Annotated in this window: 27 protein-coding genes; 17 read left to right on the forward strand and 10 right to left on the reverse strand. The window is 46.2% G+C overall.

Annotation, left to right across the window (positions count from 1 at the left end; all coding sequences use genetic code 11):
* Positions 1-2: 2 nt before the first annotated feature.
* The 8 genes from ACYVK4_RS21865 to ACYVK4_RS21900 all read right to left on the reverse strand — a co-directional run bounded on the left by ACYVK4_RS21865 (position 3) and on the right by ACYVK4_RS21900 (position 7,055).
* Positions 3-1,172, reverse strand: coding sequence for a hypothetical protein (locus tag ACYVK4_RS21865; RefSeq protein ID WP_461129692.1), 1,170 nt, complete (start codon positions 1,170-1,172; stop codon positions 3-5).
* Between the two features lie 13 nt (positions 1,173-1,185).
* Positions 1,186-3,687 carry a TraG family conjugative transposon ATPase gene (locus ACYVK4_RS21870; RefSeq protein WP_461129693.1) on the reverse strand — a complete coding sequence of 834 codons (2,502 nt, stop codon included), beginning with the start codon at positions 3,685-3,687 and terminating at the stop codon, positions 1,186-1,188.
* Complete coding sequence (locus tag ACYVK4_RS21875) at positions 3,629-3,991, reverse strand: DUF4133 domain-containing protein (RefSeq protein ID WP_461129694.1); 363 nt, start codon at positions 3,989-3,991, stop codon at positions 3,629-3,631. The genes ACYVK4_RS21870 and ACYVK4_RS21875 overlap by 59 nt, the downstream gene beginning before the upstream one ends.
* On the reverse strand, positions 3,991-4,311 hold the full coding sequence (locus ACYVK4_RS21880; RefSeq protein WP_461129695.1) for a DUF4134 domain-containing protein: 321 nt from the start codon (positions 4,309-4,311) through the stop codon (positions 3,991-3,993). The genes ACYVK4_RS21875 and ACYVK4_RS21880 overlap by 1 nt, the downstream gene beginning before the upstream one ends.
* A 391-nt stretch (positions 4,312-4,702) precedes the next feature.
* On the reverse strand, positions 4,703-5,221 hold the full coding sequence (locus ACYVK4_RS21885) for a hypothetical protein (protein WP_461129696.1): 519 nt from the start codon (positions 5,219-5,221) through the stop codon (positions 4,703-4,705).
* Between the two features lie 11 nt (positions 5,222-5,232).
* Positions 5,233-5,781 carry a hypothetical protein gene (locus tag ACYVK4_RS21890; protein WP_461129697.1) on the reverse strand — a complete coding sequence of 183 codons (549 nt, stop codon included), beginning with the start codon at positions 5,779-5,781 and terminating at the stop codon, positions 5,233-5,235.
* Positions 5,782-5,821: 40 nt separating this feature from the next.
* Positions 5,822-6,199 carry a hypothetical protein gene (locus tag ACYVK4_RS21895; RefSeq protein WP_461129698.1) on the reverse strand — a complete coding sequence of 126 codons (378 nt, stop codon included), beginning with the start codon at positions 6,197-6,199 and terminating at the stop codon, positions 5,822-5,824.
* 64 nt (positions 6,200-6,263) lie between these two features.
* On the reverse strand, positions 6,264-7,055 hold the full coding sequence (locus ACYVK4_RS21900) for a ParA family protein (protein ID WP_461129699.1): 792 nt from the start codon (positions 7,053-7,055) through the stop codon (positions 6,264-6,266).
* A 530-nt stretch (positions 7,056-7,585) separates the two neighbouring features.
* Here ACYVK4_RS21900 and ACYVK4_RS21905 point away from each other — a divergent pair.
* From ACYVK4_RS21905 to ACYVK4_RS21920, 4 genes are read left to right on the forward strand one after another with little or no spacing between them, the layout of a single operon-like run.
* A complete protein-coding gene (locus ACYVK4_RS21905) occupies positions 7,586-8,032 on the forward strand; it encodes a plasmid mobilization protein (protein ID WP_461129700.1) in 447 nt (148 codons plus the stop codon).
* On the forward strand, positions 8,013-9,299 hold the full coding sequence (locus tag ACYVK4_RS21910) for a relaxase/mobilization nuclease domain-containing protein (protein WP_461129701.1): 1,287 nt from the start codon (positions 8,013-8,015) through the stop codon (positions 9,297-9,299). The genes ACYVK4_RS21905 and ACYVK4_RS21910 overlap by 20 nt, the downstream gene beginning before the upstream one ends.
* Positions 9,296-11,323 (forward strand): type IV secretory system conjugative DNA transfer family protein, encoded by a 2,028-nt coding sequence (locus ACYVK4_RS21915; protein WP_461129702.1) that lies wholly within the window; start codon positions 9,296-9,298, stop codon positions 11,321-11,323. The genes ACYVK4_RS21910 and ACYVK4_RS21915 overlap by 4 nt, the downstream gene beginning before the upstream one ends.
* Positions 11,307-11,732 carry a hypothetical protein gene (locus tag ACYVK4_RS21920; RefSeq protein ID WP_461129754.1) on the forward strand — a complete coding sequence of 142 codons (426 nt, stop codon included), beginning with the start codon at positions 11,307-11,309 and terminating at the stop codon, positions 11,730-11,732. Before ACYVK4_RS21915 ends, ACYVK4_RS21920 begins: the two co-directional genes overlap by 17 nt.
* On the opposite strand, the gene ACYVK4_RS21925 is transcribed toward ACYVK4_RS21920, so the two are convergent.
* Positions 11,660-12,334 carry a M23 family metallopeptidase gene (locus tag ACYVK4_RS21925; RefSeq protein ID WP_461129703.1) on the reverse strand — a complete coding sequence of 225 codons (675 nt, stop codon included), beginning with the start codon at positions 12,332-12,334 and terminating at the stop codon, positions 11,660-11,662. The genes ACYVK4_RS21920 and ACYVK4_RS21925 overlap by 73 nt on opposite strands.
* Positions 12,335-12,451: 117 nt before the next feature.
* Here ACYVK4_RS21925 and ACYVK4_RS21930 point away from each other — a divergent pair, with 117 nt between their 5' ends.
* From ACYVK4_RS21930 to ACYVK4_RS21940, 3 genes are read left to right on the forward strand one after another with little or no spacing between them, the layout of a single operon-like run.
* Complete coding sequence (locus tag ACYVK4_RS21930) at positions 12,452-13,375, forward strand: DUF3945 domain-containing protein (protein WP_461129704.1); 924 nt, start codon at positions 12,452-12,454, stop codon at positions 13,373-13,375.
* A 1-nt stretch (position 13,376) separates the two neighbouring features.
* Positions 13,377-15,140, forward strand: coding sequence for a toprim domain-containing protein (locus ACYVK4_RS21935; protein WP_461129705.1), 1,764 nt, complete (start codon positions 13,377-13,379; stop codon positions 15,138-15,140).
* Positions 15,140-15,739 (forward strand): hypothetical protein, encoded by a 600-nt coding sequence (locus ACYVK4_RS21940; protein ID WP_461129706.1) that lies wholly within the window; start codon positions 15,140-15,142, stop codon positions 15,737-15,739. The genes ACYVK4_RS21935 and ACYVK4_RS21940 overlap by 1 nt, the downstream gene beginning before the upstream one ends.
* 46 nt (positions 15,740-15,785) lie before the next feature.
* Here ACYVK4_RS21940 and ACYVK4_RS21945 read toward each other — a convergent pair whose 3' ends face one another.
* A complete protein-coding gene (locus ACYVK4_RS21945) occupies positions 15,786-16,238 on the reverse strand; it encodes a hypothetical protein (RefSeq protein WP_461129707.1) in 453 nt (150 codons plus the stop codon).
* Positions 16,239-16,586: 348 nt separating this feature from the next.
* Here ACYVK4_RS21945 and ACYVK4_RS21950 point away from each other — a divergent pair, with 348 nt between their 5' ends.
* From ACYVK4_RS21950 to ACYVK4_RS21995, 10 genes are all read left to right on the forward strand, one after another.
* The gene (locus ACYVK4_RS21950; protein ID WP_461129708.1) at positions 16,587-16,787 is read left to right on the forward strand and encodes a hypothetical protein; all 201 of its coding nucleotides are present in this window, start codon (positions 16,587-16,589) and stop codon (positions 16,785-16,787) included.
* Positions 16,788-16,861: 74 nt separating this feature from the next.
* Positions 16,862-17,194: an SH3 beta-barrel fold-containing protein gene (locus ACYVK4_RS21955; RefSeq protein ID WP_461129709.1), complete on the forward strand. Its 333-nt coding sequence runs from the start codon at positions 16,862-16,864 to the stop codon at positions 17,192-17,194.
* 48 nt (positions 17,195-17,242) lie between these two features.
* Entirely contained in the window at positions 17,243-17,884 is a 642-nt protein-coding gene (locus ACYVK4_RS21960; protein ID WP_461129710.1) for a DUF3560 domain-containing protein, read from the forward strand.
* Positions 17,885-17,952: 68 nt separating this feature from the next.
* Positions 17,953-18,642, forward strand: a complete 690-nt coding sequence (locus ACYVK4_RS21965; protein WP_461129711.1) for a hypothetical protein — start codon at positions 17,953-17,955, stop codon at positions 18,640-18,642.
* A 67-nt stretch (positions 18,643-18,709) separates the two neighbouring features.
* A complete protein-coding gene (locus ACYVK4_RS21970) occupies positions 18,710-19,243 on the forward strand; it encodes a HEPN domain-containing protein (protein ID WP_461129712.1) in 534 nt (177 codons plus the stop codon).
* 28 nt (positions 19,244-19,271) lie between these two features.
* The gene (locus tag ACYVK4_RS21975; protein ID WP_461129713.1) at positions 19,272-20,192 is read left to right on the forward strand and encodes an adenine nucleotide alpha hydrolase family protein; all 921 of its coding nucleotides are present in this window, start codon (positions 19,272-19,274) and stop codon (positions 20,190-20,192) included.
* Positions 20,193-20,385: 193 nt separating this feature from the next.
* On the forward strand, positions 20,386-21,096 hold the full coding sequence (locus ACYVK4_RS21980; RefSeq protein WP_461129714.1) for a hypothetical protein: 711 nt from the start codon (positions 20,386-20,388) through the stop codon (positions 21,094-21,096).
* A 232-nt stretch (positions 21,097-21,328) separates the two neighbouring features.
* Entirely contained in the window at positions 21,329-21,679 is a 351-nt protein-coding gene (locus ACYVK4_RS21985) for a DUF3846 domain-containing protein (RefSeq protein WP_461129715.1), read from the forward strand.
* A 199-nt stretch (positions 21,680-21,878) separates the two neighbouring features.
* On the forward strand, positions 21,879-22,304 hold the full coding sequence (locus tag ACYVK4_RS21990; protein WP_461129716.1) for a PD-(D/E)XK nuclease-like domain-containing protein: 426 nt from the start codon (positions 21,879-21,881) through the stop codon (positions 22,302-22,304).
* A 261-nt stretch (positions 22,305-22,565) separates the two neighbouring features.
* A complete protein-coding gene (locus ACYVK4_RS21995; protein ID WP_461129717.1) occupies positions 22,566-22,904 on the forward strand; it encodes a hypothetical protein in 339 nt (112 codons plus the stop codon).
* The last annotated feature ends 163 nt before the right edge of the window (positions 22,905-23,067 follow it).

The raw sequence follows: 23,067 nt of genomic DNA on the forward strand, positions 1-23,067 counted from the left end.
GATTAGTCAGAGCTTTTAGATATGTTTCGAAGATTATTGAATTCCTGTTTAGCGGCCTCCGCGTAGAAAGAGCCATAATTAGAAGCCGTTTGGCCAACTGCACGCCCAGCGACAACGGCGGCTCCCATACCCATTACAGCAGCGCCACCAACGGCTCCTGCGACTGCTTTGCCTCCCTGAATCGCAGCACCACCGGCATAGCCAGCCGCCGGCATAGCGCCACCCATAACCATAGCTGTTGACAGGTTCGTCATTCGCTGAAAGGCACCAGCAACGCCGGATGAGGAAATGACGTAGGAGGAAATTGTAGGAACCGTGAAGTAGGCCAGCGTGGCAATTATCATAAAGACCATGTAAATCAACTCCCCGCTTTGCGCTTCTTCGGGCACATTATTGGTCAACTCCATGTACTGGAGTGCGATAACTTTCCCTTGTAAATAGGTCACTATAGTACCCAGAATATTGGCAAGGGGAAACCAAAGTGAAATCTGAACATACCGGGCAATCCACATCAGATGCGAATCCTGAAAGCCATTGAAGATGGCCAGCGCAAACGAGAGTGGACCAACAATGGTCAGGACAATTAAAAAGAATGCGCGCGTTGTGAGAATCACCAACCGGGCCGCCAGATAAAGCGCGTAGAAAAGGTTCTTAAGCATCTGATCAAAGCCCTGGTCCAGATACATCCCTAACTTCTCAATAACGAGCGACATATACTGTCCCGTAGAACTCCACATACTGGTTTCGCTAAGCTTTTGGTCGAGCTGGCTTAGCTTCTCGGCCATCTTGTCAAGCCGCATCTGCTCCAGTTGCTGAATGCGGGAGGTCTGCACATCGATCATGTTCTGGGTGACGGACTCAATTGGCTTAATCATGGCGTTGAGAAAGTCCGTTACAATTGTGAAGTTTAGGACCAGAAAGCCAATAGCAAAGGGCCTTAGCAGTGGGAATACATCAACCGATTCAGCCCTAGCCAGTTGGCCGAGCACGCGCATACCAATGAATAGGGTTGCGGCAATGGCCGCAATGGACGAGGCTACGCCACCCAGATTACCCATCCCCTGCTGTACTTCCGTATACGCCGTTGTGATGGCGGCCTCCATTGAGGAAAACTTCTGGTAGAAGCCATAGTCAACGTAAGAGCCGCCACCCGGCACTTGTAGTAAAATCATAATAAAGGGGAGATTAAGCGAATTCGGGTTTGCGCCGGGCATCGGCAAAGTCAATGAGGGCGACTTGGATATCACCACCATTTTCATTCATAAGTCGTTGTACTTCGGCCTTTTCGGATGATTCGGTCGTAAAGGCTCCGTATTCTTCCAGGCTCACCTCTGTGGCATACACTTTAGCTCGCGCCCCGAGTGTAATGAACACCTCTTTGTACTTGCGTCTGGGGTCATTATTGCGATTGACAGACATGAAGAGCTCCTTTTGCTTTTGGGACAAGCCAATCAAACGCTCTATCTTCTCAATTGGAACCTGTTTTCCTTCGGCCTTTAGCAGAATCTTGCAATCAGACTGAGAGATAATGGTGTCCTTGACAATCGGGTTATCAATGATGTCGGTAATCTCCTGAGTGACCACAATAGCTTCCCCGAAATGCTTACGAACAGTCTTGAAGAGGTATTTGATGTACTCGGCCATACTTGCTTTGGCGATCGCTTTCCAGGCCTCTTCAATAATGATTTGTTTTCGGACCGTCTTGGGCAATCGGCTGATCTTGGCCACGAAGGTTTCCATAATGATCAGGGTCACGATGGGAAATAAGATCGGATGGTCTTTGATGTTATCCAGTTCAAAGACGATAAACCGCTTCTGCAGTAGATCCACCTTCATGTTCGAGTTGAGCAGGAAGTCGTATTTGCCACCCTTGTAAAAGGGCTGCATTGTCAACAAGAACTGCTGTACGTCGAAATATTCGCGCTGATAACCCTTTGCTTCGAGGAAAGCCCGAAATCCATCCTTGTGGTCGCAATACTCATAGAAGCTATTGAATGAAGCCTCAGCCTCGCCTTTCTTAACGCGTTTAACAAACTCTTCAACAGCATCCGCTAGGGCAACCTCTTCGGTGCGGGAAAAGGGCTCCGTCTCTTTCTTCCAAAGTGTCAGCAGAAGTGTATTGATTGATTCCAGCTTGGCTTTGGTGTACTTGCCATCCTCAACGTAGAAAGGATTGAACGTGATTGGATTCTCATCATCGTGAGTGAGGTATATCCCGTCCTTGCCATGCGTTTTGCGGTTAATCAAATCGCAGGTACCCTGATAAGAGTGGCCAACATCGACCATCAGAATGTGAGTACCCTGCTCATAGTATTGCCGCACGACATTGTTCATGAAAAAGGATTTACCCGATCCGGTATCACCCAACACGAACTTGTTGCGGTTAGTCACCCACCCCCTGCTCATCGGCTCATCGGAGATATCTACCCAAACCGGCTTTCCCTGACGATCACAAAGACGAATGCCAAAGGGAGACAAAGAAGATTGATACGTTGACTCCAGATTAAAAAAACAGACCGCTTGTTCGACGAAGGTGTAGAACGTTTCATCGAAGGGCAAATCACCCGCATTACCCGGGATTCCCGCCCACATGAGCCGGGCAGCATCCATGGTGTTCTGTTTGGGTAAGCAGTCGAGTTGCGCAATAGCCGAGGAGGTACGAGCTCTCAAGTAGTCAAGTTGTTCCGGCTTTTCAGTCCAGACCATTACGTTGAAATGTGAGCGGCAAACCGTGCGCTGGTTCTGAATAGCCTCTTGAATATAGCGTTGGGTCCAGTCCCGATTAATGCCGTTTTCAGAGGAAAACTTTGACAGGGAATGCATGCTACGTGCTGTTTGCTCAAATTCCTTCAACGTGGCCGGAGCATCATCCAGGCAGATGTACTGGTTATAGACGTGATTAACCGGAAGCATTAGCCCTACTGGTAACACGTTGCCGACAACAAACTTAGATGAGTCGGTCGACAGGGGGCTATAGTTAGCCATCACATCAACAACCTGAGGCATAGTATCCGTGTCCGAGATAGAGAAACACATCACATCCTTGGAGCCAATGCGTATCCGGCCATCAATGTCCCAATCTTCCAGGATAACCTTCTTGGTCCCATCAGGCTGCAAGCGGAAGTAATTGGGTATGATGCCCCGATCTCCCTTTGGGCTTACCAACTCATCATCGGTTAGTCGATGGGCCGATATGCCACCATCCAATAAGATGCGCTCAAACTGAGAAATAGCATCAAAAAAAGGTTGTAACTCGCGCTTGTTCATCTGCTCCTTCGGCACGAGTCGACGCCGGGTAAGGGAGTGTTGATTGCTCTTCTGTTTCTGGCGAAACTTGGGCAACTTTGAGATGTAGAGATAACAGTAATGATTCAGATAAGGCCGTTCAACAAAATGGCGATGGAAGGCCTGTGAAAGAAAACTATCATCTCCCTGCTCCATATCGGGCATGTACTTTTCCTCAATGAACCAGTCTTGTTTATGGATCACGGTGCCGATCGGCATAAGCTTAATGGCTTTGGTCAGGGCACTATGTAGGGCCACATAATCATCCGATGACTGCGTAAAGATTTCCGGAAGTTGAAGTCGGAACCCTACCGTGATGTCTGCCATCTTACTAATCATACAATTATTCTCTACCGCTAGCAGTGGTAAAGCGGCTTCGAGACTTCGGGCGTTTAGTTTCACGGAGTTGAGCGAATGGGTGAGCAGAATTGATCAGGATTGCTTTGGGTTGATTGCGGGTTGCCTCCTTTTTGATGAGACCCGACACACCGTATTTATGCGATTGGCGCATGCAGTACCAGATGCCACCTCCGCCGGAGCCCACCACAATGAGCGTGGCCAGGTAGGTGTTGAGGCCAAAAAGCCCGGAGAGTATCAGAGAAAGTACCAGACTGGCAATAACGATACCGGCTGATAGGAAAAGATAATTTCCTTTTAGTCCTCGAAACTCTACGGGCTTTCCGATGCCTTTGTTGATCTCCAGCATTAACCGAAGAAGCTGGTTAATATCGCACTGACGGCGACAAGGAAGAGTGCCGCTCCAAACCAACTCATCACTGCCTTCTGTGTGTCAGGATCCCCGCTGTGAAACTTACTATACACTCGTACCGCCCCGATTAATCCAATAATTACACCCAGCGCCAAAACAATAGTTTGTGCTGCGGTACCGTAGCCGCGAATTGTCGTCGCTGTCGTCTGAAGGGCGCCCGCCCCATTGCCAGCCTGTGAGTTGGCAAACATTGTCATAAGCATTAGGTCAAGCGTTAGAGCGACCCGCATACCCCGAAGTACAGTCTGATTTTTCATTGTTAAACTTGAGTTGATAGATGAATTTGAGTACAAAAGGACAATAAAACTTATAATTTAAAACTAAAGTAAAATGAAATATTATATCAAGCATAATGCTTGACGAAAAAAAACTTGAACATGATATCCTTTTTATGGTATTTATCTGATAGTCAATCAGATAAAGTTTTTGAAAAATAATTTAATGTTTATACATCAATAGAATCGTAATATTTTCTTTAACGAAAAGTGTTGATTAAGCGGTCTAAACGAACACAATAATTAATGTAGATACATTACAAATGATTTTTACCACTATAAATTATATATTTTGCTACTTTTGTTAATGGCACAAGAAAAAGGCCAGACATAAGCCTGGCCTTTTTTAAGGTTGTATAGATCAAAGTCGGCTCTATTGAGCGAATAACTCATCTAGAAAATCCCATTGGCGGATTATTTGGTGAGACGCCCACCGATTGTTGCCAAGTTGTTCATTGACATTAGGAACAAATGTACCTGACGCATAACCTAGTTGTCTGGGTGATGCAGTCAGGTACATCAGGGCCCTAAAGCCCAGGTAAATGGACATGGTGATGATCCAGATGGTCCCTATAGAATCAATAGTATTGCCCAGCTTGAGTATAACAAGTACCAAAGCCAATAATAAGGCACCAGCCCAGAACATAGCGAAGCGAAAACCAACTCTATTCCAGTAAAGCATTCGGTTGCTTTGATAGGTACGCCAGCTATAGCCAATAAAGATTGTTAGCATGAACCTGGCTACTCCGCGCAGACCTGAATAGGTTAAAGTGCTGACGGCATTGAGAGACATTTCGGCCATCCATAAGGCTAATCGATAAATACCAATCAGTAGCAGCCCTCCGCTTAGGAGTACAACTACATTCCAGAAGTTAAGGGCTATCAGGTTCATGATTATGAAAACTATCGGTTAAACTTAACGCCATCTAGTAGCGAGGATTTACCCCGTTGTGCATTGATAATCGTGGCTACCTCAGCCGCTTCCACATCAGAAGGGTCATTTGGTGCAATCGAACCTTGCTCGTCAGGCGTTACGCGCTGGGCGGCATTGATTACGTCAGCCAAAGATCGTTCTGCAGGCCGTATCGTCTCTACGGGCAGTGCCAAACCAAACACACTCTCCTCCTCATCGTGTACAATAACACCTTCAGGTATGTCAACCTCCTGATAAACCTGTTCAGGGGTAGTTTTTGTCACCTCAGCGGGTGTTTGGTAAGGAGTTGATTTGGTTGGTGAGGCTACCTGATCAGACTCGGCTAAATAACTTTCGATGTTGGGGTCAGAATAGGTTCTCACCGCATAAAGTCCGGTATCCTCCAATTCCTCCTCCTCATCATCATCGTTGACCTCTGAGGCTGCTGGCTTGGACTTCTCACCCCGGTTACTGATCCGCTCCCGGATGTCTTCACGGTAGTATTTCCAGAGCACGAAGGCATAATAGCAAACGCCCACAGCGAGAAAGAACTTAACAAAGTCCCACCAAGAGTATTGACTAAACATCGCTCTGCCCTCCTTTTTGTTCTTTCTGATAAACCTGATCAAGAATGGTTATCAGATTGTGGACAATTACATTCATGGGCTTTCGGTATTTAAAGGCCAATAGTCTTAATAATTCGTGGTGATCGTCTGTGACGCGAACCATTTTATTGAAGGCATCGCCTTCCCTGGCAGACCCATTGATGACATCCTCAACGGTAAAGCCTGCCTTCCTTGTTCGCTCTGGTTTGGCGGGTGTGTTGGAGGTCGTTGGTTGAGATGTGGGAGATGACACTACTTCCGGAATTGACTTTGCTGCCTCGGGCACATTCTGCTCGACTACAACCGGAGGCTCTTCATTGGGTTCTACTTTCGCCTTTGGTGTGGCCGGCATTAGGGAGTCCGCGAATTTGTTTGTTCTGCTCGATGACGCGGCACGCGTTACGTCACTTAGTCGCTTATTGGGAGTCTGTTGGGTCGCCATCGTATTTGGGTTTAGCGGTAAGGGATACCAATTGTTCAATTTCAGGGAAAAGGTCTTTAAGTCCACTATTGCGCAGGTAGTTGCTGGGCATTGGAAATAGTGTCGATCGATTGGCAGAGTCTTGGTAAGAGTCCCGTTGCGGGATCCGACTTTGCAGGCATAGTAGTCCGATGTTTTTAAATCGTTCCTCCAGCACATCGGCCAACTCGCCATCGCGGGAAGGTTTGTACTTGTTCCAGATGATTCGGCATTTGTCAACCGGTAGCAGATCAATCTCCTGAATAGCGTTGAGGTAGCTAATCCCGGTAGTGACCGAGTACTCCGATGTTTCCATCGGGACAATCAGGAAGTCGACGGACTTGATTGACGTTTCGTACCCTGCCACATCAATGTTACCAGGCATATCAACAAAAACTAATTGAACATCGGCCGGCAACTCAGCCAAGAGATCCGGAACGTCCCCAGGATTGCCTGACAGAATTGGGTAAGGAGCAACGTCCTGCTCTTCCAAGCGAGCGCTGAGTTCATCATCTGTCTCAATCTGCTGACTTTCTCGAATACGCTGATTGTAGACGGACAGCTGGGCGCCATCGACATCTAGAATGGCAACATTGATGCCCCGCTTGTAGTGAAGCCATGACGCGACCAAAACGGACAGTGTTGTTTTTCCCATTCCACCCTTTTGGGTAGCGAACGCAATTACTTTGGGGGGGCCGGATAAGCCGGCTTCAGCCACCGGTTGGGGCTGAGTACTGGAGGTTGCCATAAGGTTTCATCTTTGATTACGATTCAAAGCAAAATGGAAAAAATGAGATAAGCAAATTAAATGTGACTCGTCGCGTGAGTGAGTGCATACGTGATAACGCACGTGAGTGATTGATCTCGCATGTGACAATGTGATCAGTAACGTGTATAATATCTTAATCACTCAATTGACAAAGTGCATACGTGACAATGTGCAAGTGCACTTAAGAGCAGAATCACAGGCGATCATATGAGACAAGTCACGCAGTCGATTATGTGCTTTAGCGACTAATTGACTAGATACCTGATCACTTAGTAACGCCAACAAAAAAGGATAACGAGACTACTGAATAGATTGGTCACGTAAGTGATTAGTCACGCTGTCACGTTGTCACGCAGTAACGCTTAAAAAACACTCAACTAAGCCCAACAAAAAAAGGATCGCGTTACGATAGCAAGATGTGTTTTTGCCCGGGCAAAAACCTCTGTTCACTCTCTGCGATCATTCACATACTAGCCTCCGAAGTCGGCTAGTTTAACCCAATCAACCCAATGGAAAGAAAAAGACATCGGGGAGGAGCCCCTAAGAAAAGCGATGATGAGAAGCGAGAAAGGCGAGTTGAGGTAGCATTTACTTTCGCTGAATATGACAGTTTACTGCTTCGCAAAAGCAAGGCTAAAGTGAGCAATTTAAGTGTCTTCATTCGAACAATCTGCCTTGACAAGCCCATGCGCATGAAGCCCCAATTAAGCACTCATCAAGAAAATGTACTCTCACTATTGAGGGAAATGAGAGCTGATATCTTGCGCATTGGAGTTAACGTCAATCAGTCTGCAAAGCGAATTAATAACACTACAGACTATCAAAACCTGCAATCTGAGGTGTCAGCTATGGCAGAACAGGTAGCTCATTTTGACCGGCAAATGGGTGCCTTGATGACAACTATTGACAAGGTAGAAGACGAAAACACCTCCGCTTATGGTAGCACGAATCAGTAGTGGGACAAGCCCCACCGGGGCCGTCTATTACAATGAAGAGAAGGTTGGGAAAGGGGAAGCAGAGCGATTAGCCGTACGCAATTACGAGGGTGTCAACCAGGCCGTTCAGGACTTACGCCTGGGCGTAATTGCAGGGAGACTGGAAGACCAGGCAGCGGGAAATGACTTGGTTCGAAAGCCTACGTTTCATGCTAGTCTGTCGCTGGCACAGGGTGAAAATCCTACCGCAACTGAACTAGTAGCTATGGCTGATCGATACATGGCCGGCATGGGATATGCCAAACAACCCTATGTTATCTATCAGCATCATGACACGGATCATACCCATATCCATATTGTCTCCGTGCGCGTCGACGATAATGGCAAGAAGATTCCAGACAATTATGAACGGGAGCGAAGCAATAAAATTCGGCAATCCATCGAAAAGGAATTCGGACTACAAGTGGCCGAAAAGACAGCCCTTCGTCCGGAGCGAATCCTGCTGCAGCCAGTGGAGTACGGCAAAGGGGATTTAAAGCGGGAGTTGTCAGCCGTGGTGAATGGCGTTTTAAAAGACTTCACCTTCAGTAGTTTTTCGCAGTTCAACCAGCTCCTCAGCATTTACAACGTAAAGGCAACAGAGGTCGCAATGGAGGGCAAGAAGCCGGGACTGTTGTATTCGGTGATGGATAGCCAAAAGGTTAGTCAGGGCGCACCTTACCGGTCCAGTAGCTTGCCGCTACAGCCGACAATGGATACGGTTAACCGCCGGATGAATGCGGGCAAGAAGATTAAGGGTGATCGTGTAAAGGGTGTACGCAAGGTTGCGGCAGAACAACTTTCACAGAGCACCAATTGGGACCAATTTCAACAGAAACTCTCCAAGATCGGGGTGGAGGTAATTCCTCATATGGGGAAAGACAACAATCTGTTTGGTATCTCCTTCATCGACGTTCAACGTAGGGGAATCTATACAGGTAGTGAATTAGGGAAAGAGTTTACGGCAGGATCACTCAAAACGGCATTGGGTGACTATCAAGCACCAACTCAGCGAGTAGCTCCAGAGGACAAAACACAATCCAGGGAAGTGCTAACAAAACAGGCTCCGCCTCAACGGGAGCAGGCTATTAATCAATTACAAACCAAAAACGAAGACAGAGAGCCTATGCACAACATTGACTTAGTGAGGCAACTACTCTATGCTCTTGGGCAAGATGTGAACCTCGACGAAAACGAAAGAGGGTTAAAAACTATGCTTAAGCGATCCCGTAAACCACGATTATCATGAGAGATGACCGAAAAGAACTCACAAAGGGGAATGAAGTAGTGCTCTGGTTTGGCCTAGTTATCCTGGGTCTTCATTTTTACATCGAGCTACATACGTTCTTCGGTAACCTCGGCTGGACTCACCCGGCTAGTGACCGTATACTGGATAAGCTAACCCTAAATAGTCGATTCTTAATCAATCCATGGCTGATGAAGGGGATGGCAGGCGCGTTGATTGTTGGTTATGGGGCTGCCAGCCGAGGCGTTAAGTCGATAAATCTTGACACAAAGTCGGTTGTCAAAGCATTCATTATTGGCTTAATTATCTACTTTGGGAGCAACCTACTACTTTTAAAAAGTAGCTGGTTGCTGGGCATGATTGACGTTTCAGAGCTAAGTGTAGTATATCTGATTACCAGCGCGATTGGCATCCTGTATCTACTCAAGGGTTCCCACTACCTCAGCCGATTGCTTCACTTTATGCCGGGTACCGATACGTTTAATCGGGAGAATGAAACCTTTCCCCAAGAGGAGCAAAAGATTGAAAACGATGAATCCGTCAACATACCTACCGAGTTCGAGTATGAGGGTAAAATCCGGAAAGGATGGATAAACTTTACCAACACGTTTCGATCCCTTTTAGTGATGGGAACGCCAGGTAGCGGTAAATCGTATGGTATCGTGAATAGTATCATTCGGCAACACATTGAAAAAGGGTTTGCCATGTATATCTATGATTGGAAGTTCCCGGATTTGTCGCTGATCGCCTTTAATGCAATGGTGCGACATCGTAAGAGTCTGCCAGCGAACATGCGCTTTTACTGTATCAACTTTGATGATCCTCAAAAATCACACCGGTGCAACCCGCTCGATCCAAGCTACATGCCTGACGTCTCTGATGCCTATGAAACGGCTAAAATCATGATGCTTAACATGAACAAGACGTGGATAGGGAAGGAGGGTGACATTTGGGCGGATTCGGCCATGAACTACACCACCGCGCTACTTTGGTATTTAAGGTGCTACAAAAACGGAAAGTACTGCACCTTCCCTCACCTGGTTGAGTTAATGATGGTCGACTACCGGAAATTGTTTCCTATCCTGATGGCTCAGCCAGACATTGAAGGATACATGTCTATGTTTGTTTCGGCCTATACCGGCGGAGCCATGGAAATGCTAGAGGGTCAAATCAATACGGCGCGTTCGGGTCTTGCTAAGTTTGCCAGCCCTGGTATTTACTGGACCATGAGCGCCAATGAATTCACGCTCGATATCAACAACCCGGATAAGCCGAAGATTCTTTGTATGGCCAACAACAGTAAAAAGCGCAACCTTTACAGCGTGGCATTGGGGCTATACAATGCCAGAGTCCTTAACCAGATTAACATTCCAGGTCAACATCGATGTTCTATTGTTATTGATGAGCTGCCAACCTTATACTTTCAAGGGCTCGATGACCTGATTGCAACAGGTAGAGGTCATAAAATTGCTGTTACACTTTCCTTGCAGGACTACTCGCAAATTGAGAGTGCCTATGGTAAGGTAGAGGCAGGTAAAATCCTCAACACCGTCGGCTCGGTCATTACCGGTGCTGTGTCGGGTCAGACGGCCAAGGCAATGGAAGAGCGAATTGGTAAGAATGTACAGCGTAAACAAAGCATCAATATTCAAACTGACGATACCACCCATGGCATAACTACTGAATTGGCTCCGATGGTACCCGCCTCAAAGATTGGACAATTGAAGGCAGGCCACTTTGTAGGTGTTGTCGCGGGCGCTTATGGTCAGGAGGGCGATTTAAAAGCATTCAATGCTAAGGTGGTCATTGACAAAGCCGATTTCAAGTCCGAACAAAAGGCGAAACAATTGCCTGATTTTTCTATTTTTGCTAAGCAAGGAACGACAGTCGCTGATCAGGTCAAGCAAAACTATTATCGCATTAAAGACGAGGTTAAGCTGCTGGTAGAAGAGGAATTAACCTTGCTGACAGAGGAAGTGAATTTAACCACCAGCAAACACGCAAAGAAAAATGGGCGAAGAAATTAGCGCAAGATTAATCGCACTAAGAAAGCATCTGAGTGACCGATTAGGAGAGAAGCTAACAATGGAAATTGTAGCCGAGCGAAGTAACCTTACCGAACAACAGGTCCACCGGTTAGAACGAGGCTTAGCGGGCACTCCCATATCATTGTTAGGATTGCTGCACTTCTATGGATCACATGGATACAACATGAACTGGATCATTAGTCCCGATAACAGCCGGGTTCCGCTAATTCTTTCTTCCGGATCAGAGTTGCAGGACATTGGCGAAATAATCCGCGAGATTCGGGAAAGCCTTGATGCTGGCCACACCAGGCTTAACGAACAGCTGCGTGTATTGGGCTATAACTCATTAGAAAAAGGGTACGTTGCAGAAGAGTCAGAAATGCCCGAACCTGAGGGGCTAATAGCCTGATAAAGATTTAGGCGATGTCGAAGTAAAAAGCAGAATTGAAACGGGTCTATGGCGGACCCGTTTTTCTTTATTACATAGTGCAGGTGCGGTCCCGTTGTCATACCAGTCTGGCCTACCCGCCCTATTTCTTCATTAAGCTCAATACATTGTCCAGGCCGCACGCAATACCCTTTGAGGTGTCCATACACTGTTTCAAAGCCAAACGTGTGCTGTAGCCGAACAAATGCACCTAGAGCCGGATCATAGCCTACCTGACTAACAACACCTGCTGCGGTTGCTTTTACTGAGGTGCCTGACTGGGCTTTAACATCAACTCCGCCATGAAATCGGCTTCTCTTCAATATTGGGTGTTGGCGAATACCAAAGGGGGAAGCAATTCGGAACGCTTCAATAGGCATATCAACAGGCAGTACACAAGGCAACAAAGACAGGTAGCTCGACGTAGGGGGCAAAATCTTGATGAGTCGAACAACCTGACTATAGGTCTCGGTCGTCCTGAGCAGCTCAATTTCCAGAGAATCCCGCTTAGCCTGCCCTTGCCCAAACACAGAAAAGTGCCCCAGTAGCGAAATTAGGCAGATTATCAACTTGATATTTCTCATTAGCTGTATAATATGAAACTACAGAGCAACAAAGTTGCATAATTTATCTTTTCACTTGCATAAATTCTTATTTTTACCTGACTATTTCGAGTAGACCACTTAAAACCATTGCTGCTTATGAATGCAGATCAATCCAACTATGCCCGAAGCCAGGCTGACGGGTTAGACAATATTGCCCCTACTGGCCTGCAAGGTCAACAAGCCTGGCAGTATGCGAAATCAGACAATTTCTTTAGTCCCGAGGAACAGGCCGCTGTGATGCGCCAACAATTAGAGCCATACCGGCAGGACCTCGAAAAAAAGTTAGCGGCCGTAGGTTGGAGCCCTGATCAGATGGACAAAAACCCTTCTGTTCGGGAAGACTTATTTTCTGGAAAACAAACGGTGCCCCTGGAGGTGTGGGTTACCCCAGAGCTAAAGATGAATGGAACATTACGAATTATGATGACCGAGAATGGTCCTGATATTCGAATTACACCCATACAACCTACTTTGGCATTGCCTAAAAACGTTGAAGGTGTTCATCTGTCAAAATCTGAGCAGGCACAACTTACCCAGGATGGGGCCCTGCCACGTCCGTTCCTCATGCCTGAGAAGGGCGAATATGTACCAACTTATTTACGAGTGAACCCTTTGACGAATACAGTTGAGCTGTGGAGAGTTAAAGCTGAGCAACTTCCTACTCGACTGATGGGAATAGACTTAACAAAGGATCAACAAATGCAAATAGCGCATGGGCATCCAGTTCGATTGAGTGGATTACTGGATAGCCAAGGGGAGCCATTCGATGCGACGGTGAGTATATCTGCTTCTAAACAATCTCTACAGTTTGCTGATTTAAGTCGATTAGATATTGGACTTAAGCCCGGCACTGAATTTCGTCAGCAACTTGCCCAGAACAACGAAGGGGCAAAGACGGACTTAAACCGTAGCCGGGAGATGGCCGTTGGATCGCCAGTGATCAGCAACCAGCAAAGTGAAGCTATAAAAGAGCTTCTCAATATTGACCCCCAGGACAGAACGCAGAAGCTGCGGAGATAATATGACAAAGTTTGATGAACTAAAGGAGCGCTTTCCTAATCTTATACCAGTGCAGGAATTGCGCTCTAATATTTCCATTGTGGAATTAGCTGTGCAGTATGGCTACGAACCACAGATGCAGAAAGGGAAAAGCCGGCCGGTGCTTGAGCATCCTACTTACAAGGATACCATCATCATCAAGAATCCACAAGACGCGTCCCAGCAAGTATACCAGCGTGCTGGAGACTTTGCTGACTCAGGAACAATTATAGATTTCGTTCGAAATCGCTTGTCGACGGTATTCTCAACTTTCAATCGCCCAGGTGAACACGAGTTCCGAAACATTACCAGCGTCCTTTATGATTACCTTAGGATTGACCCCAACCACGTTGAGCAGAATCGTAAAGTAACCTCATCTATAAGCGACAACGGCCCCAGGCAACCATTCGCTAAAGAACAATTTGATATACGTCCGCTTGAAGAGAATAACTACCTGACAAAGCGAAGTATCGCACCGCAAACGCTAGAGAGGCCAGAGTTCGCAAAAAAGGTTGTCGCTCAGATTGCCTATTTCAACCCTGAAACTGGCCACACTGACAGCCTGGTTACAGTCAAAGAGCATCCTGAGCGCAAATACCTGCAATTCACTAACGTGGCCTTTCCATATTACAATGGGCTATCCAGCGAGATAACCGGTCTGGAGCTACGCAATGAAAATGTCAAGCTGCACGCTCCCGGCAGCGATCGGTTTAATAGTGTATTCATCTCCAATGCGCCTCCTCAGACCCAGCGTTTTTATATTATGGAGAGCGCTATTGATGCACTGTCACATCAGCAAATAAGGAGTATCAACGGCGACGATAAGTTTAATGCGGTTTACTTTTCGACCGGTGGCCAGCTCTCCCCTCAACAGGCCAATACCATAACGCGCTACATTAACTCATTCGAGAAAGCCCCGGAATGGTCAATTCATTTAGCATTTGATAATGACGTTAAAGGGCATCAATTCGATTTACAGTTTGCCCAGCAGCTGGTGGCGATTAAATTTCCCATGAGCCCCACCACTGGCGGAATCAATCGGGTAAGTTATCTGCTGCCAGAGCTTGAAAGCTACCAGCCGATTCAAAAGGCTTTGCTTGATCGAATTGACACCTATAATCAAAATGTACAGGCTCAGTTTGGTCGATCCGACCAGGACACGCTAGGCAAAAAAGAGCTCAGTTCGCAGCAAATAATAATTAGCCGCTCAGGTAGCCAGGTCGTTGTAAGTATTCCGGAATCAAGTGCAGCGCTATCTGCTTTTACAAAGGATTTACTTGAACTTACCGGGTATGATCAGCGCATCAAGCTAGCAAAGGCATGCGGCAAGGATTTCAATGAAGATCTTACCCGAGAGGTGAGGCATGGCCAGCGGTACCGCTATAACATCGTTGATGAAAGCGGTCAGGAGCTCTACAATGGAAATGTAGCAAACATAATGGCCCGAACACTTAATCACCTTAAGCACCACGCAGAAGGTGAAGGACAAACAAAAACTTTTACGCTTCAGGAAAGCGACGCATTTGGCTTTAAGCGACCGCAGGCGGAGCTAAAAGTTGAAAAGGGAGTAGTAATTCGAGCTACCCAAACGCCGGAGTTTAATAAGCAATTGACCCTGGAAAAGAATCAACGCAACCTTTTAGAAACAAATCAAGAGAAAAAGATATTAAACCCTGAAAATAAGCCTAAGCCGGGGCAAATTCCGCAACCACGCCAACCAGATAACCAACCCAAACCCAAACGATAATGAACCGGGATGCACTGAAATTCACTGACCTTGATGCCTTCCTTGAGGTAGTAGAAGGAATGGGGTTCAACGGGGAGGTAACCGATTTAATTTATGAGCAGGGGAAACTTCCTTACTGTACCGCTTACTTTGTACCTACCCATCTGTTGCCATCAACCTTTGATCTGGAGTCAATTGATCAGTTCGGTGGCACTATTGCTCAGGTTGAACAGGTGCGCTATCTGGGTACGGAAGAATTTAACGCCGATTTTATGATATTTCCTTTGTCAATGGTGGGTTACGTTGAAGTCGATTCGCTATCACCAGTTAATTTCGTGCCAAATACGCCACAGGTTGACTGGACAACAGGAGAGATGATATTCGTAATAAACCTTGAGGATGGAGGGGGCAAAGAGTTCTATTTAAACACGACCGGCTCTTTAGTGGGATTGGCCGATCAGAGCGATGATGAGCCGCACCTATTTAAAACCCATAAACAGGTCATCAAGCAACTTGATTTGTTGCGACAGAAATACCCTCAGACCTGCAAGGTGTACCCGGTGGACTACCGAGATTTTGAGGCTAGACGGAAGTCCCTGCTGCTTAACCCTGACCAATAGTTAAAGCCCCAATTTAGGGGCTTTTTTATTTCACCAAGAAACTAACTTATTTGTTTAATGCCGCTACAACATCTTGGGCAATATCCTTGACAATAGCGTCTAATTCTGACTTTGCTAGCTGCTCTCCGGATGTCAAAACATCTAAACCCATGCTTTCAACTTTAAGGGCGTAATTCATACCTGCTACGACAATCAAGCCCCATCCTAAACCTATTTCGCTGGCCAACTGTGACGCAAACGTTAGCCCGGTCTGTTTCCCTTCTACCGTTGAGCCGACAAAGCTCTTTTTAACAATCTGACCGTCTTTAACAATGATATAACCAATGGAGCTACGCAGGTTGCCGGTCTGGTCTTTGTAAGTGTCCAGGCTTCGGGCATGGTTGACGCATTGCTCACCCAGATAACTTAGTCGGTAGATTACAGCCTTATTAAAAGCTTGAACAAAGGCTTTAGCTCGATCCTGAAAAACTTTTTTGAAGTCTGTTTTAGGCTTAAGCATGTTGATTTTTTATGGACCCATTGACTAACACTTCCTGGTTACACTCTCCATTTAGATAACCAACCCCGTCAGACACAGATGGCTTTATCGTGTTTTCCATTAGGAGTAAAGTTAACCAAAAGCCATTAATTTAAATAGGTTGGAAAGGGGAAAGAAGGCAGGCCCACAAGTGAAGATTTATAAGAGAGATAGGGTAACCATAAGCAGAAAAAAGTAGACGGATGTTCCCAAATAAAAATGATGGGGAAGGTGTGCCAATGATATTATTTTACATTAATTTCTACAATATTACTTACTTTATATGTAAATAATGCCGACCTTTATAGTGTAATCAAAGCAGATAAAAACATGACACTAGCAACGGAAGTACCCTTCGATTTTGATTTCAAATACACCCCCGGCGAACCAGCCACCCGCGATTATCCCGGTGATGGCCCAGAGGTTGAAATCACCAAAGTTTCATTGAATGGCGTAGAAATCCCACTCAAAGCGATCACCCACGAAATGGAACAGCAAATGATCGAACACGTATTGGAGCATTACTACTGAATACCGCCCTCCACCACCGAGGGCATTTTATGTGGTCCAATTATTCCCCTTGTTAATCGTCAACCCCTACTCACATGAAAGTTCAGTCAAACACCCCCATTAAAGTTAGCCGTGCCGATGTTTTGCGCCTAACGTGGCAATTAGTTCGTGAGGCTTCCCTGAGTTTCTCACAGGCACTTAAAAAGGCTTGGGCAACCATCCGATTAAAAGCGGAAATGCTCATCAGGCCCGTTAGTTTCTTTTACCTCAAAGACGACGGAACAGAACGGTTTGCTGTGGGCCATTATTCATCTGCTACGCTTTCCAGCATCAACAGCAAGCCAACCAGTACCCTTGTTGTTCGCTACTTTGATACACTCGCCAATGGCTGGCGCTCATTCCGCATAGATCGCCTAATACTTGCCTAGCCACTTACCGGCCCGGCTCACTACCGGGCCACTAAACAATCTACCCAAGTGAATACATACAGCAAGTTTTGCCCTAATGTCTTTTTGGCTAAATGCACCGAGCAATACCAGAAAGGAGATACCATTCTTGTAGAAACCCAGTACGGCAAGGAAAACGAGAGTATTGTCTTTAACCTCATTTACGAAAAGGATGGTTTCTTCTTTTACTCGATTGTGCGGGCCGATGGCTTTAACGTTCAGGAGTGGGCCAAAAGGCGAGCAGACAAGTATCAGGAATGGTCTGATTCGGCTAAAACTCAATCCGACGCTAGCTATCACCGATCTCACGACATCGTTAAGAATATCCCGATGGGTCAGCCTATTCTGGTCGGGCATCACAGCGAACGGCGACACAGAAATGACCTTGACAAATCCTGGAATGCGTTAGGCAAAAGCGTTCAATTAGCCGAGAAGTCAGAGCAACACCAAAGTAGGGCTGAGTATTGGGAATCTCGCGCCAATACAATCAATCTCTCAATGCCTGAAAGCGTAGAGTACTATGAGTTTGAATTGGAGAAGGCTCAAGCGAAACACGAAGGCTTAAAGTCAGGGGCCATAAAGCGAACGCACTCTTTTTCCTTGACCTATGCCAAGAAGGAGGTCAACGAATGCCTAAAGAAGTTCGATTTAGCTAAGCGACTCTGGCAATAAATAACACCCGAAGGCCGGACGGGTATGCTCCGGCCAACATATCATCCCCCTTTATAATTTTTACAATTATGGCAAAGACTAACGCCACTACAGAAGAGACCAATAACCACGGCTTGTTGCCTTATCAAAAGGTTCACGAATTGACCGGCGAGGTAGTTGATAAGTTCAAGTATCTCGAAGGCCACCCGCGCCAGTATCGGTTTGAAGCGAAGGAGGGTATTTTCAATATCAATGGAAGTGAGAAGTTAGGCCGAACACTGACCTTTCAGCCGATTGCTCTGCGCATTTTCACTGATTCCATTTTGGGGATGGGCACAAAGAACTGGGCGAAGATCTTCTTCATTGACGAGAAGAATTGCGTTGCTTCTATCCTGTTTCATGGCTACAGTGTTGACAATATCTTTCGTCTAATTGAGCCGCTTTACTACGACGATCTAACCCTTGCCGATGTGGTAATTACCGCAGTGGCTGAGCGGAAGGAGAACACGAAGATCACCCCGAAGGGTGTGTATTACATTGCTGGATTCACGTACAAGATTGCAGAGCCAGAAGTCACTAAAGTCTACAAGCAATACGCGCAGGATCGCAAGCTATACCGTCAGGAAACATTTACCGACGTGGCAAACATTAAGAGTGCTCTTTACTTCTACAATCCGTTTGCCCATGCAGAGGCCCTCGAAAGCCTGCCCGAAGGTGTAACGAATGCCGAGGTACGGGATGCGGTAGAGGGACACTACCAGCAGGAGAACGAAGCTTAATCAGGTCAAACGGTTCCGGTCGCTGGGTCGATAGCCAGCGACCGAATAACCACAACTCTCTACGAACGTGATTTCTACCTCCCCCGAAGTGACTGCTGTTGGCAAACTACTTTTAAATGCCTGGAGTGCTGAATATGCCCTGCGCATTAAACCCGTTTCTACGGATCGGGATTACCTTAACCAGTCATTAAGCTGGGTATTCCCTCAATCCTATTATGCCGTTTTCTTTTCGGCTCGTGCTGTCTTGGCAGTTGATGGTATCAATATAGCTAATCAGAATGAAGTCGAGAAGCTAATCAACCAGTGGGTGAAGGCTGGCAAGTATGGCCCAATCCACACCCAGCACGGCAACCCATTCGCTGAGCTTTTCAAGCACCGCATCAAAGCTGAGTCAAGCACTTACCGGTTAAGTAGTCCCGAAGTGGCAGCCCTCCACGTCAAGATAAAGGAGAAGGTTCACGCCGTTGGGTTGATTCATGAAACGTATATAGCTTTCCGTTTGGGGCACTACACGTATGAATGGCTAATTGAAAGTCTGCCGGAATATCTTAAAAATGACTTTGTTGGCGCACGTACCCGACTGATATTGTCGGACGACTGATTCTATTTACTATTGACTCGCTTATCAAATGAAGCCGTTAACTGTACTTTGGTTTGGAGCAGGTCAGGATAGTACCGACCTGCTTTACCGGTATTTGCGAAGTAAAGCCTACAGGGAACAATTTATTGGCGACAGCCACTTCATTGTAATCATGTCCAACACCGGAGATGAATTTGATTTCACATACAACCATATAGATGAAATCCGTAAATTATGCATACGTGAAGGCGTTAAATTTTATTTCATTGAACCATGGATGGGCTATCATTCTCAAGCATGGCAATCATTACTTGGGCAGTTCAATCGGAATCAAAATCTAATGTCTGTTGCTTTCCCAAAGACATGTACAGACAATTTGAAGATCGGCCCAAACTATCGGTTCTTAGCAGACTATTTGCGATTGAGATACGGGTATGATGCCAAAGGCAATAGGGTTTTCTACCAATATCTTGAGCAGTTTGGTAAATTGAAGTCTATTATCGGATTCGCAAAAGGAAAGGAGTCGCGGTGTGGATTAAAGAAGCAAACGGAGTTATTTCCAGAATTAGTCAAAAGCAAAGACAGTCGGCCATTATGGATGCAGAGATGTGTAGAACACGTTTACCCACTCGTTAATTTGGGTGTCAACCGCGCTGGTTGTCAAGAAAGCATAAAACAGTTAGACTATAAAGTGCCGATGCCTTCAAATTGTATGCGGTGTCCATTTGCCCAGGGTCCAGAACTGGTATTCCTTAACAGGCTATATCCTCAACAATGGGATGAGTGGGTAAAACTTGAAGCAGCTAAGATTGCAAAACATCGCGATCAAGAAAGGAATTTAGGTGTAAAGGGAGAGAAGTTGTTACCTGAAGTACTGAAGGAGGAGTTAAAGCTTTATGGTGATTGGACTACGGAAATGTTAGCCGAATACCGCATGAGTCACGGCCACCACGTTAAGAGTAAAATTTAGCATATGAAAGAGATCAAGGAAGGTAGCAGGGTAATTGTCAGCGTACATCGGGATGACATTTACCTTCGATCTTAGAAAGGCACCGTGAAGGGCTTTACCGAGGGTGGCTTAGTAAAGGTAGATAAAGATAAGTACCCAAGAATTAAATGCGTATCGGCCGCAAACGTCAAAGTAATTAACTAAACGAATAATTATGGCATTAATAAATCTTGAGCTTCTGCGAATACTATTCAATGAGGCCCAGCTCAATAGAAACGCAGCGATCCGGCAGAGCTTTAATGTCCCAGCGGACCCCGACAACGATTCTGCTCCTGCTAAAATTTCAGACAATCTGTATGTGCACTTGGTTAAAACTCACGCCCAGGCGAAAGTTATTTACAAAAACCTAAAGCGTATTCACAAGGTGAGCACCGACTTTGCTGCGGGGAACTTTCAGCCTTATGTCGATAAACAGAACAGGTTTGAGGAGAAGAACAACGTGCCTGCTGATGAGCGTGGCTTCTACGATCCATTTTGCGAACTTGACATCCCTTTTAACCATGCATTTAACTACCCACTGCCTCGCAGAATAGAGCAGTTCAAGGAGTTATTTGATTTGAGTCAGCAGTTTACGAAAGTTCGAGCCCTTAAGCGGGACGGACTTAATCCGTTCTTTGGTAATGAGCCTTTGTGGTACGAGTATACCAATGAGGATGGACAAACGGACGTTTTCCCTCCAAGTGATTTGCCAGAGGACTTTGTTCAAAAGCAAATCATTGCTGATGAGCTAAGAAGTATTGAAGTTGAATATTGCTTAGATGGCTACAACGAATTTTACTTTTTGGCCAGGGACTACACCGCAAACTACCAAGAAGAAAAGAACTTAAGCCAGTTGGCGGCAAAGATTTTAGCATTATACAAATAAAGAGAGGCCAGCACTATACGCGCTGGCCTCTTCAGTAATGTAATCAAAGTAATAAATATGTTGGGGGCAAATATCACACTATTTAGTCTGACTACCATGTGAATGGGGAATGAACAGTATATGCCTCCTATAACTAGAATCACTATGCCTTTCTATTACATTTATTTCTACAAATTATATTGCTATTTATGTAAATAAGCTCTATCTTTAATTCATAATCAAAGGAGATAATATGAAACTCATCAAGATTGACCCCAAAACGCAAACTGTTGAGGCCATTGAGGCCGTCGGCACTTTAGAAGAAATGTATCGCATTATTGAGTGTCAGTTTATTGACGTATGTGCTCGTCAGGACAATGGCGACTCGCTGACAGTTGACGATGAATCTCTATACCAGGAGCCACAGCCGCCAGCCTTCTCTTTTAATGGTTCAGCACCAATTCATGGGGTTGCCTTGCTTACCGGAACGGATGACGAAGGCGGATGTGCTGAGCCGACTATGAGTGTCGAGCAAGCTCGCGAATGCGTGAGTTGGTTGGGTGAGATTATCACCAAGCCTACACTGGACTTTTTTGCTCTGTAGATCAATGGGGGTACTGAGTTCTATACCCCCCAAACTTTCCTGCACAGATGGTAACTCAGGAGGCACGTTTCGAAGAATTGCTTCAAATTAACCACGCTACAATTGAAGCCATGTTGCAGGCCCAGCGCGAAGCAAAGCAAGCACAGGAGGGAGTCCACTCCGACACCCCAGCCAACAACCTTTCATTCCCTTTCCAACAATGTCTTATCGATTAATGCCCCGATACGCGAACTCGGACTTAGGCGAGTTTCGAGACTCCTTATTTAGCTTCAACGCCAAGAAGCCATCAGCCGCGACGCTGACCTTTGGTATCATGTTTCATGCTCTTACGCTGGAATGTGTAACGCCTGCCGATGTAACTCCATCCGTCGCCAAGCAACTAGGCGCTATGCGGGAGTCCATTCTACAAAACAGATTTGCTCGTCAGGTACTGCTTAATGCTGAGGTTGAGCAGGTCAATACGTGGATGGACCCACTAACCGGGTTGCCATGTAAATCACAACTCGATGTATGGGCCGCAGAGGACAAGCTAATTGTAGACCTCAAATCAACCAGAGCCAAAACTTACGGAGACTTCCTGAGGTGCATCGATCAATATGGTTATGATCGCCAGGCTGCATTCTAACTGGATGGTAAGCCCGAAGCCAAGCGCTTTGTAATTCTTGGGGTACAGAAGCAGTCTCCTTACAAAGTATTCTACTTCGAAGCCACCGCATGTCGGGGATGCATTGAGGGAGGCAGGAAGAAGTATCAAAGCCTACTCCGCCACATTGAACGAGTACACTTTATCCCCTCATCCTGGGAGCAGACATCCACTGCCAATATTGTGGGGCTGCCTGATGGTTCACACGTTAATCAACTCATAGCCGCCTAATTCCTTCGTCTTATGTTCTTCGCTAAAATCACAAACAACTATACCGCCACGAACCGTCTCAAGGAGTACGTGAGCAAGCAAATCAAATCACTGGATTGTAACGCTGTTTCCGATCCGGAAGCATTTAAAAAGCATCTGGAGGGGATAGTACACCGGGCAAACTACCGCCATAAGCGATGTAAGCCGCTGGTCACTTATCTGCATTTGCGTAACGGACGCGATGACTACGCCGCTGGCATCTCTGAGGTTGTTGATTTCACCCTCTACAAGCAACAGGCTGTCTTTGGCGCTCAAACGCCTGCGCTACCTGCCTCATCTACAGTGGCTCAGCAGGCTACCATATTTAGCTAAATCACTTTTGGGCAGGAGCGGCTCCTGCCCAAAATATCAAACTCGGTCAACTATGTTTTGCAAGGTGTGTAGTGACAATAAGCCTGAGGATGCATTTCCGACGTATAAAAAGGTTTCGGGGATTGGCTATGAGTCAACCTGTAAAGCTTGCCGGAATCGAGCG

The sequence above is a fragment of the Spirosoma aerophilum genome (genome assembly GCF_054782495.1).

Bases quoted from the DNA above. Each gene is read 5' to 3' on its own strand.
- ACYVK4_RS21975 (WP_461129713.1), top strand. From the start codon at position 19,272: ATGAAGCCGTTAACTGTACTTTGGTTTGGAGCAGGTCAGGATAGTACC.
- ACYVK4_RS21865 (WP_461129692.1), bottom strand. From the start codon at position 1,172: ATGATTTTACTACAAGTGCCGGGTGGCGGCTCTTACGTTGACTATGGC.
- ACYVK4_RS21895 (WP_461129698.1), bottom strand. From the start codon at position 6,199: ATGCCGGCCACACCAAAGGCGAAAGTAGAACCCAATGAAGAGCCTCCG.
- ACYVK4_RS21965 (WP_461129711.1), top strand. From the start codon at position 17,953: ATGGCAAAGACTAACGCCACTACAGAAGAGACCAATAACCACGGCTTG.
- ACYVK4_RS21955 (WP_461129709.1), top strand. From the start codon at position 16,862: ATGAAAGTTCAGTCAAACACCCCCATTAAAGTTAGCCGTGCCGATGTT.
- ACYVK4_RS21875 (WP_461129694.1), bottom strand. From the start codon at position 3,991: ATGCTGGAGATCAACAAAGGCATCGGAAAGCCCGTAGAGTTTCGAGGA.
- ACYVK4_RS21950 (WP_461129708.1), top strand. From the start codon at position 16,587: ATGACACTAGCAACGGAAGTACCCTTCGATTTTGATTTCAAATACACC.
- ACYVK4_RS21995 (WP_461129717.1), top strand. From the start codon at position 22,566: ATGTTCTTCGCTAAAATCACAAACAACTATACCGCCACGAACCGTCTC.
- ACYVK4_RS21885 (WP_461129696.1), bottom strand. From the start codon at position 5,221: ATGAACCTGATAGCCCTTAACTTCTGGAATGTAGTTGTACTCCTAAGC.
- ACYVK4_RS21920 (WP_461129754.1), top strand. From the start codon at position 11,307: ATGGGCGAAGAAATTAGCGCAAGATTAATCGCACTAAGAAAGCATCTG.
- ACYVK4_RS21930 (WP_461129704.1), top strand. From the start codon at position 12,452: ATGAATGCAGATCAATCCAACTATGCCCGAAGCCAGGCTGACGGGTTA.
- ACYVK4_RS21880 (WP_461129695.1), bottom strand. From the start codon at position 4,311: ATGAAAAATCAGACTGTACTTCGGGGTATGCGGGTCGCTCTAACGCTT.
- ACYVK4_RS21915 (WP_461129702.1), top strand. From the start codon at position 9,296: ATGAGAGATGACCGAAAAGAACTCACAAAGGGGAATGAAGTAGTGCTC.
- ACYVK4_RS21905 (WP_461129700.1), top strand. From the start codon at position 7,586: ATGGAAAGAAAAAGACATCGGGGAGGAGCCCCTAAGAAAAGCGATGAT.
- ACYVK4_RS21985 (WP_461129715.1), top strand. From the start codon at position 21,329: ATGAAACTCATCAAGATTGACCCCAAAACGCAAACTGTTGAGGCCATT.
- ACYVK4_RS21980 (WP_461129714.1), top strand. From the start codon at position 20,386: ATGGCATTAATAAATCTTGAGCTTCTGCGAATACTATTCAATGAGGCC.
- ACYVK4_RS21910 (WP_461129701.1), top strand. From the start codon at position 8,013: ATGGTAGCACGAATCAGTAGTGGGACAAGCCCCACCGGGGCCGTCTAT.
- ACYVK4_RS21900 (WP_461129699.1), bottom strand. From the start codon at position 7,055: ATGGCAACCTCCAGTACTCAGCCCCAACCGGTGGCTGAAGCCGGCTTA.
- ACYVK4_RS21940 (WP_461129706.1), top strand. From the start codon at position 15,140: ATGAACCGGGATGCACTGAAATTCACTGACCTTGATGCCTTCCTTGAG.
- ACYVK4_RS21990 (WP_461129716.1), top strand. From the start codon at position 21,879: ATGTCTTATCGATTAATGCCCCGATACGCGAACTCGGACTTAGGCGAG.
- ACYVK4_RS21935 (WP_461129705.1), top strand. From the start codon at position 13,377: ATGACAAAGTTTGATGAACTAAAGGAGCGCTTTCCTAATCTTATACCA.
- ACYVK4_RS21925 (WP_461129703.1), bottom strand. From the start codon at position 12,334: ATGAGAAATATCAAGTTGATAATCTGCCTAATTTCGCTACTGGGGCAC.
- ACYVK4_RS21945 (WP_461129707.1), bottom strand. From the start codon at position 16,238: ATGCTTAAGCCTAAAACAGACTTCAAAAAAGTTTTTCAGGATCGAGCT.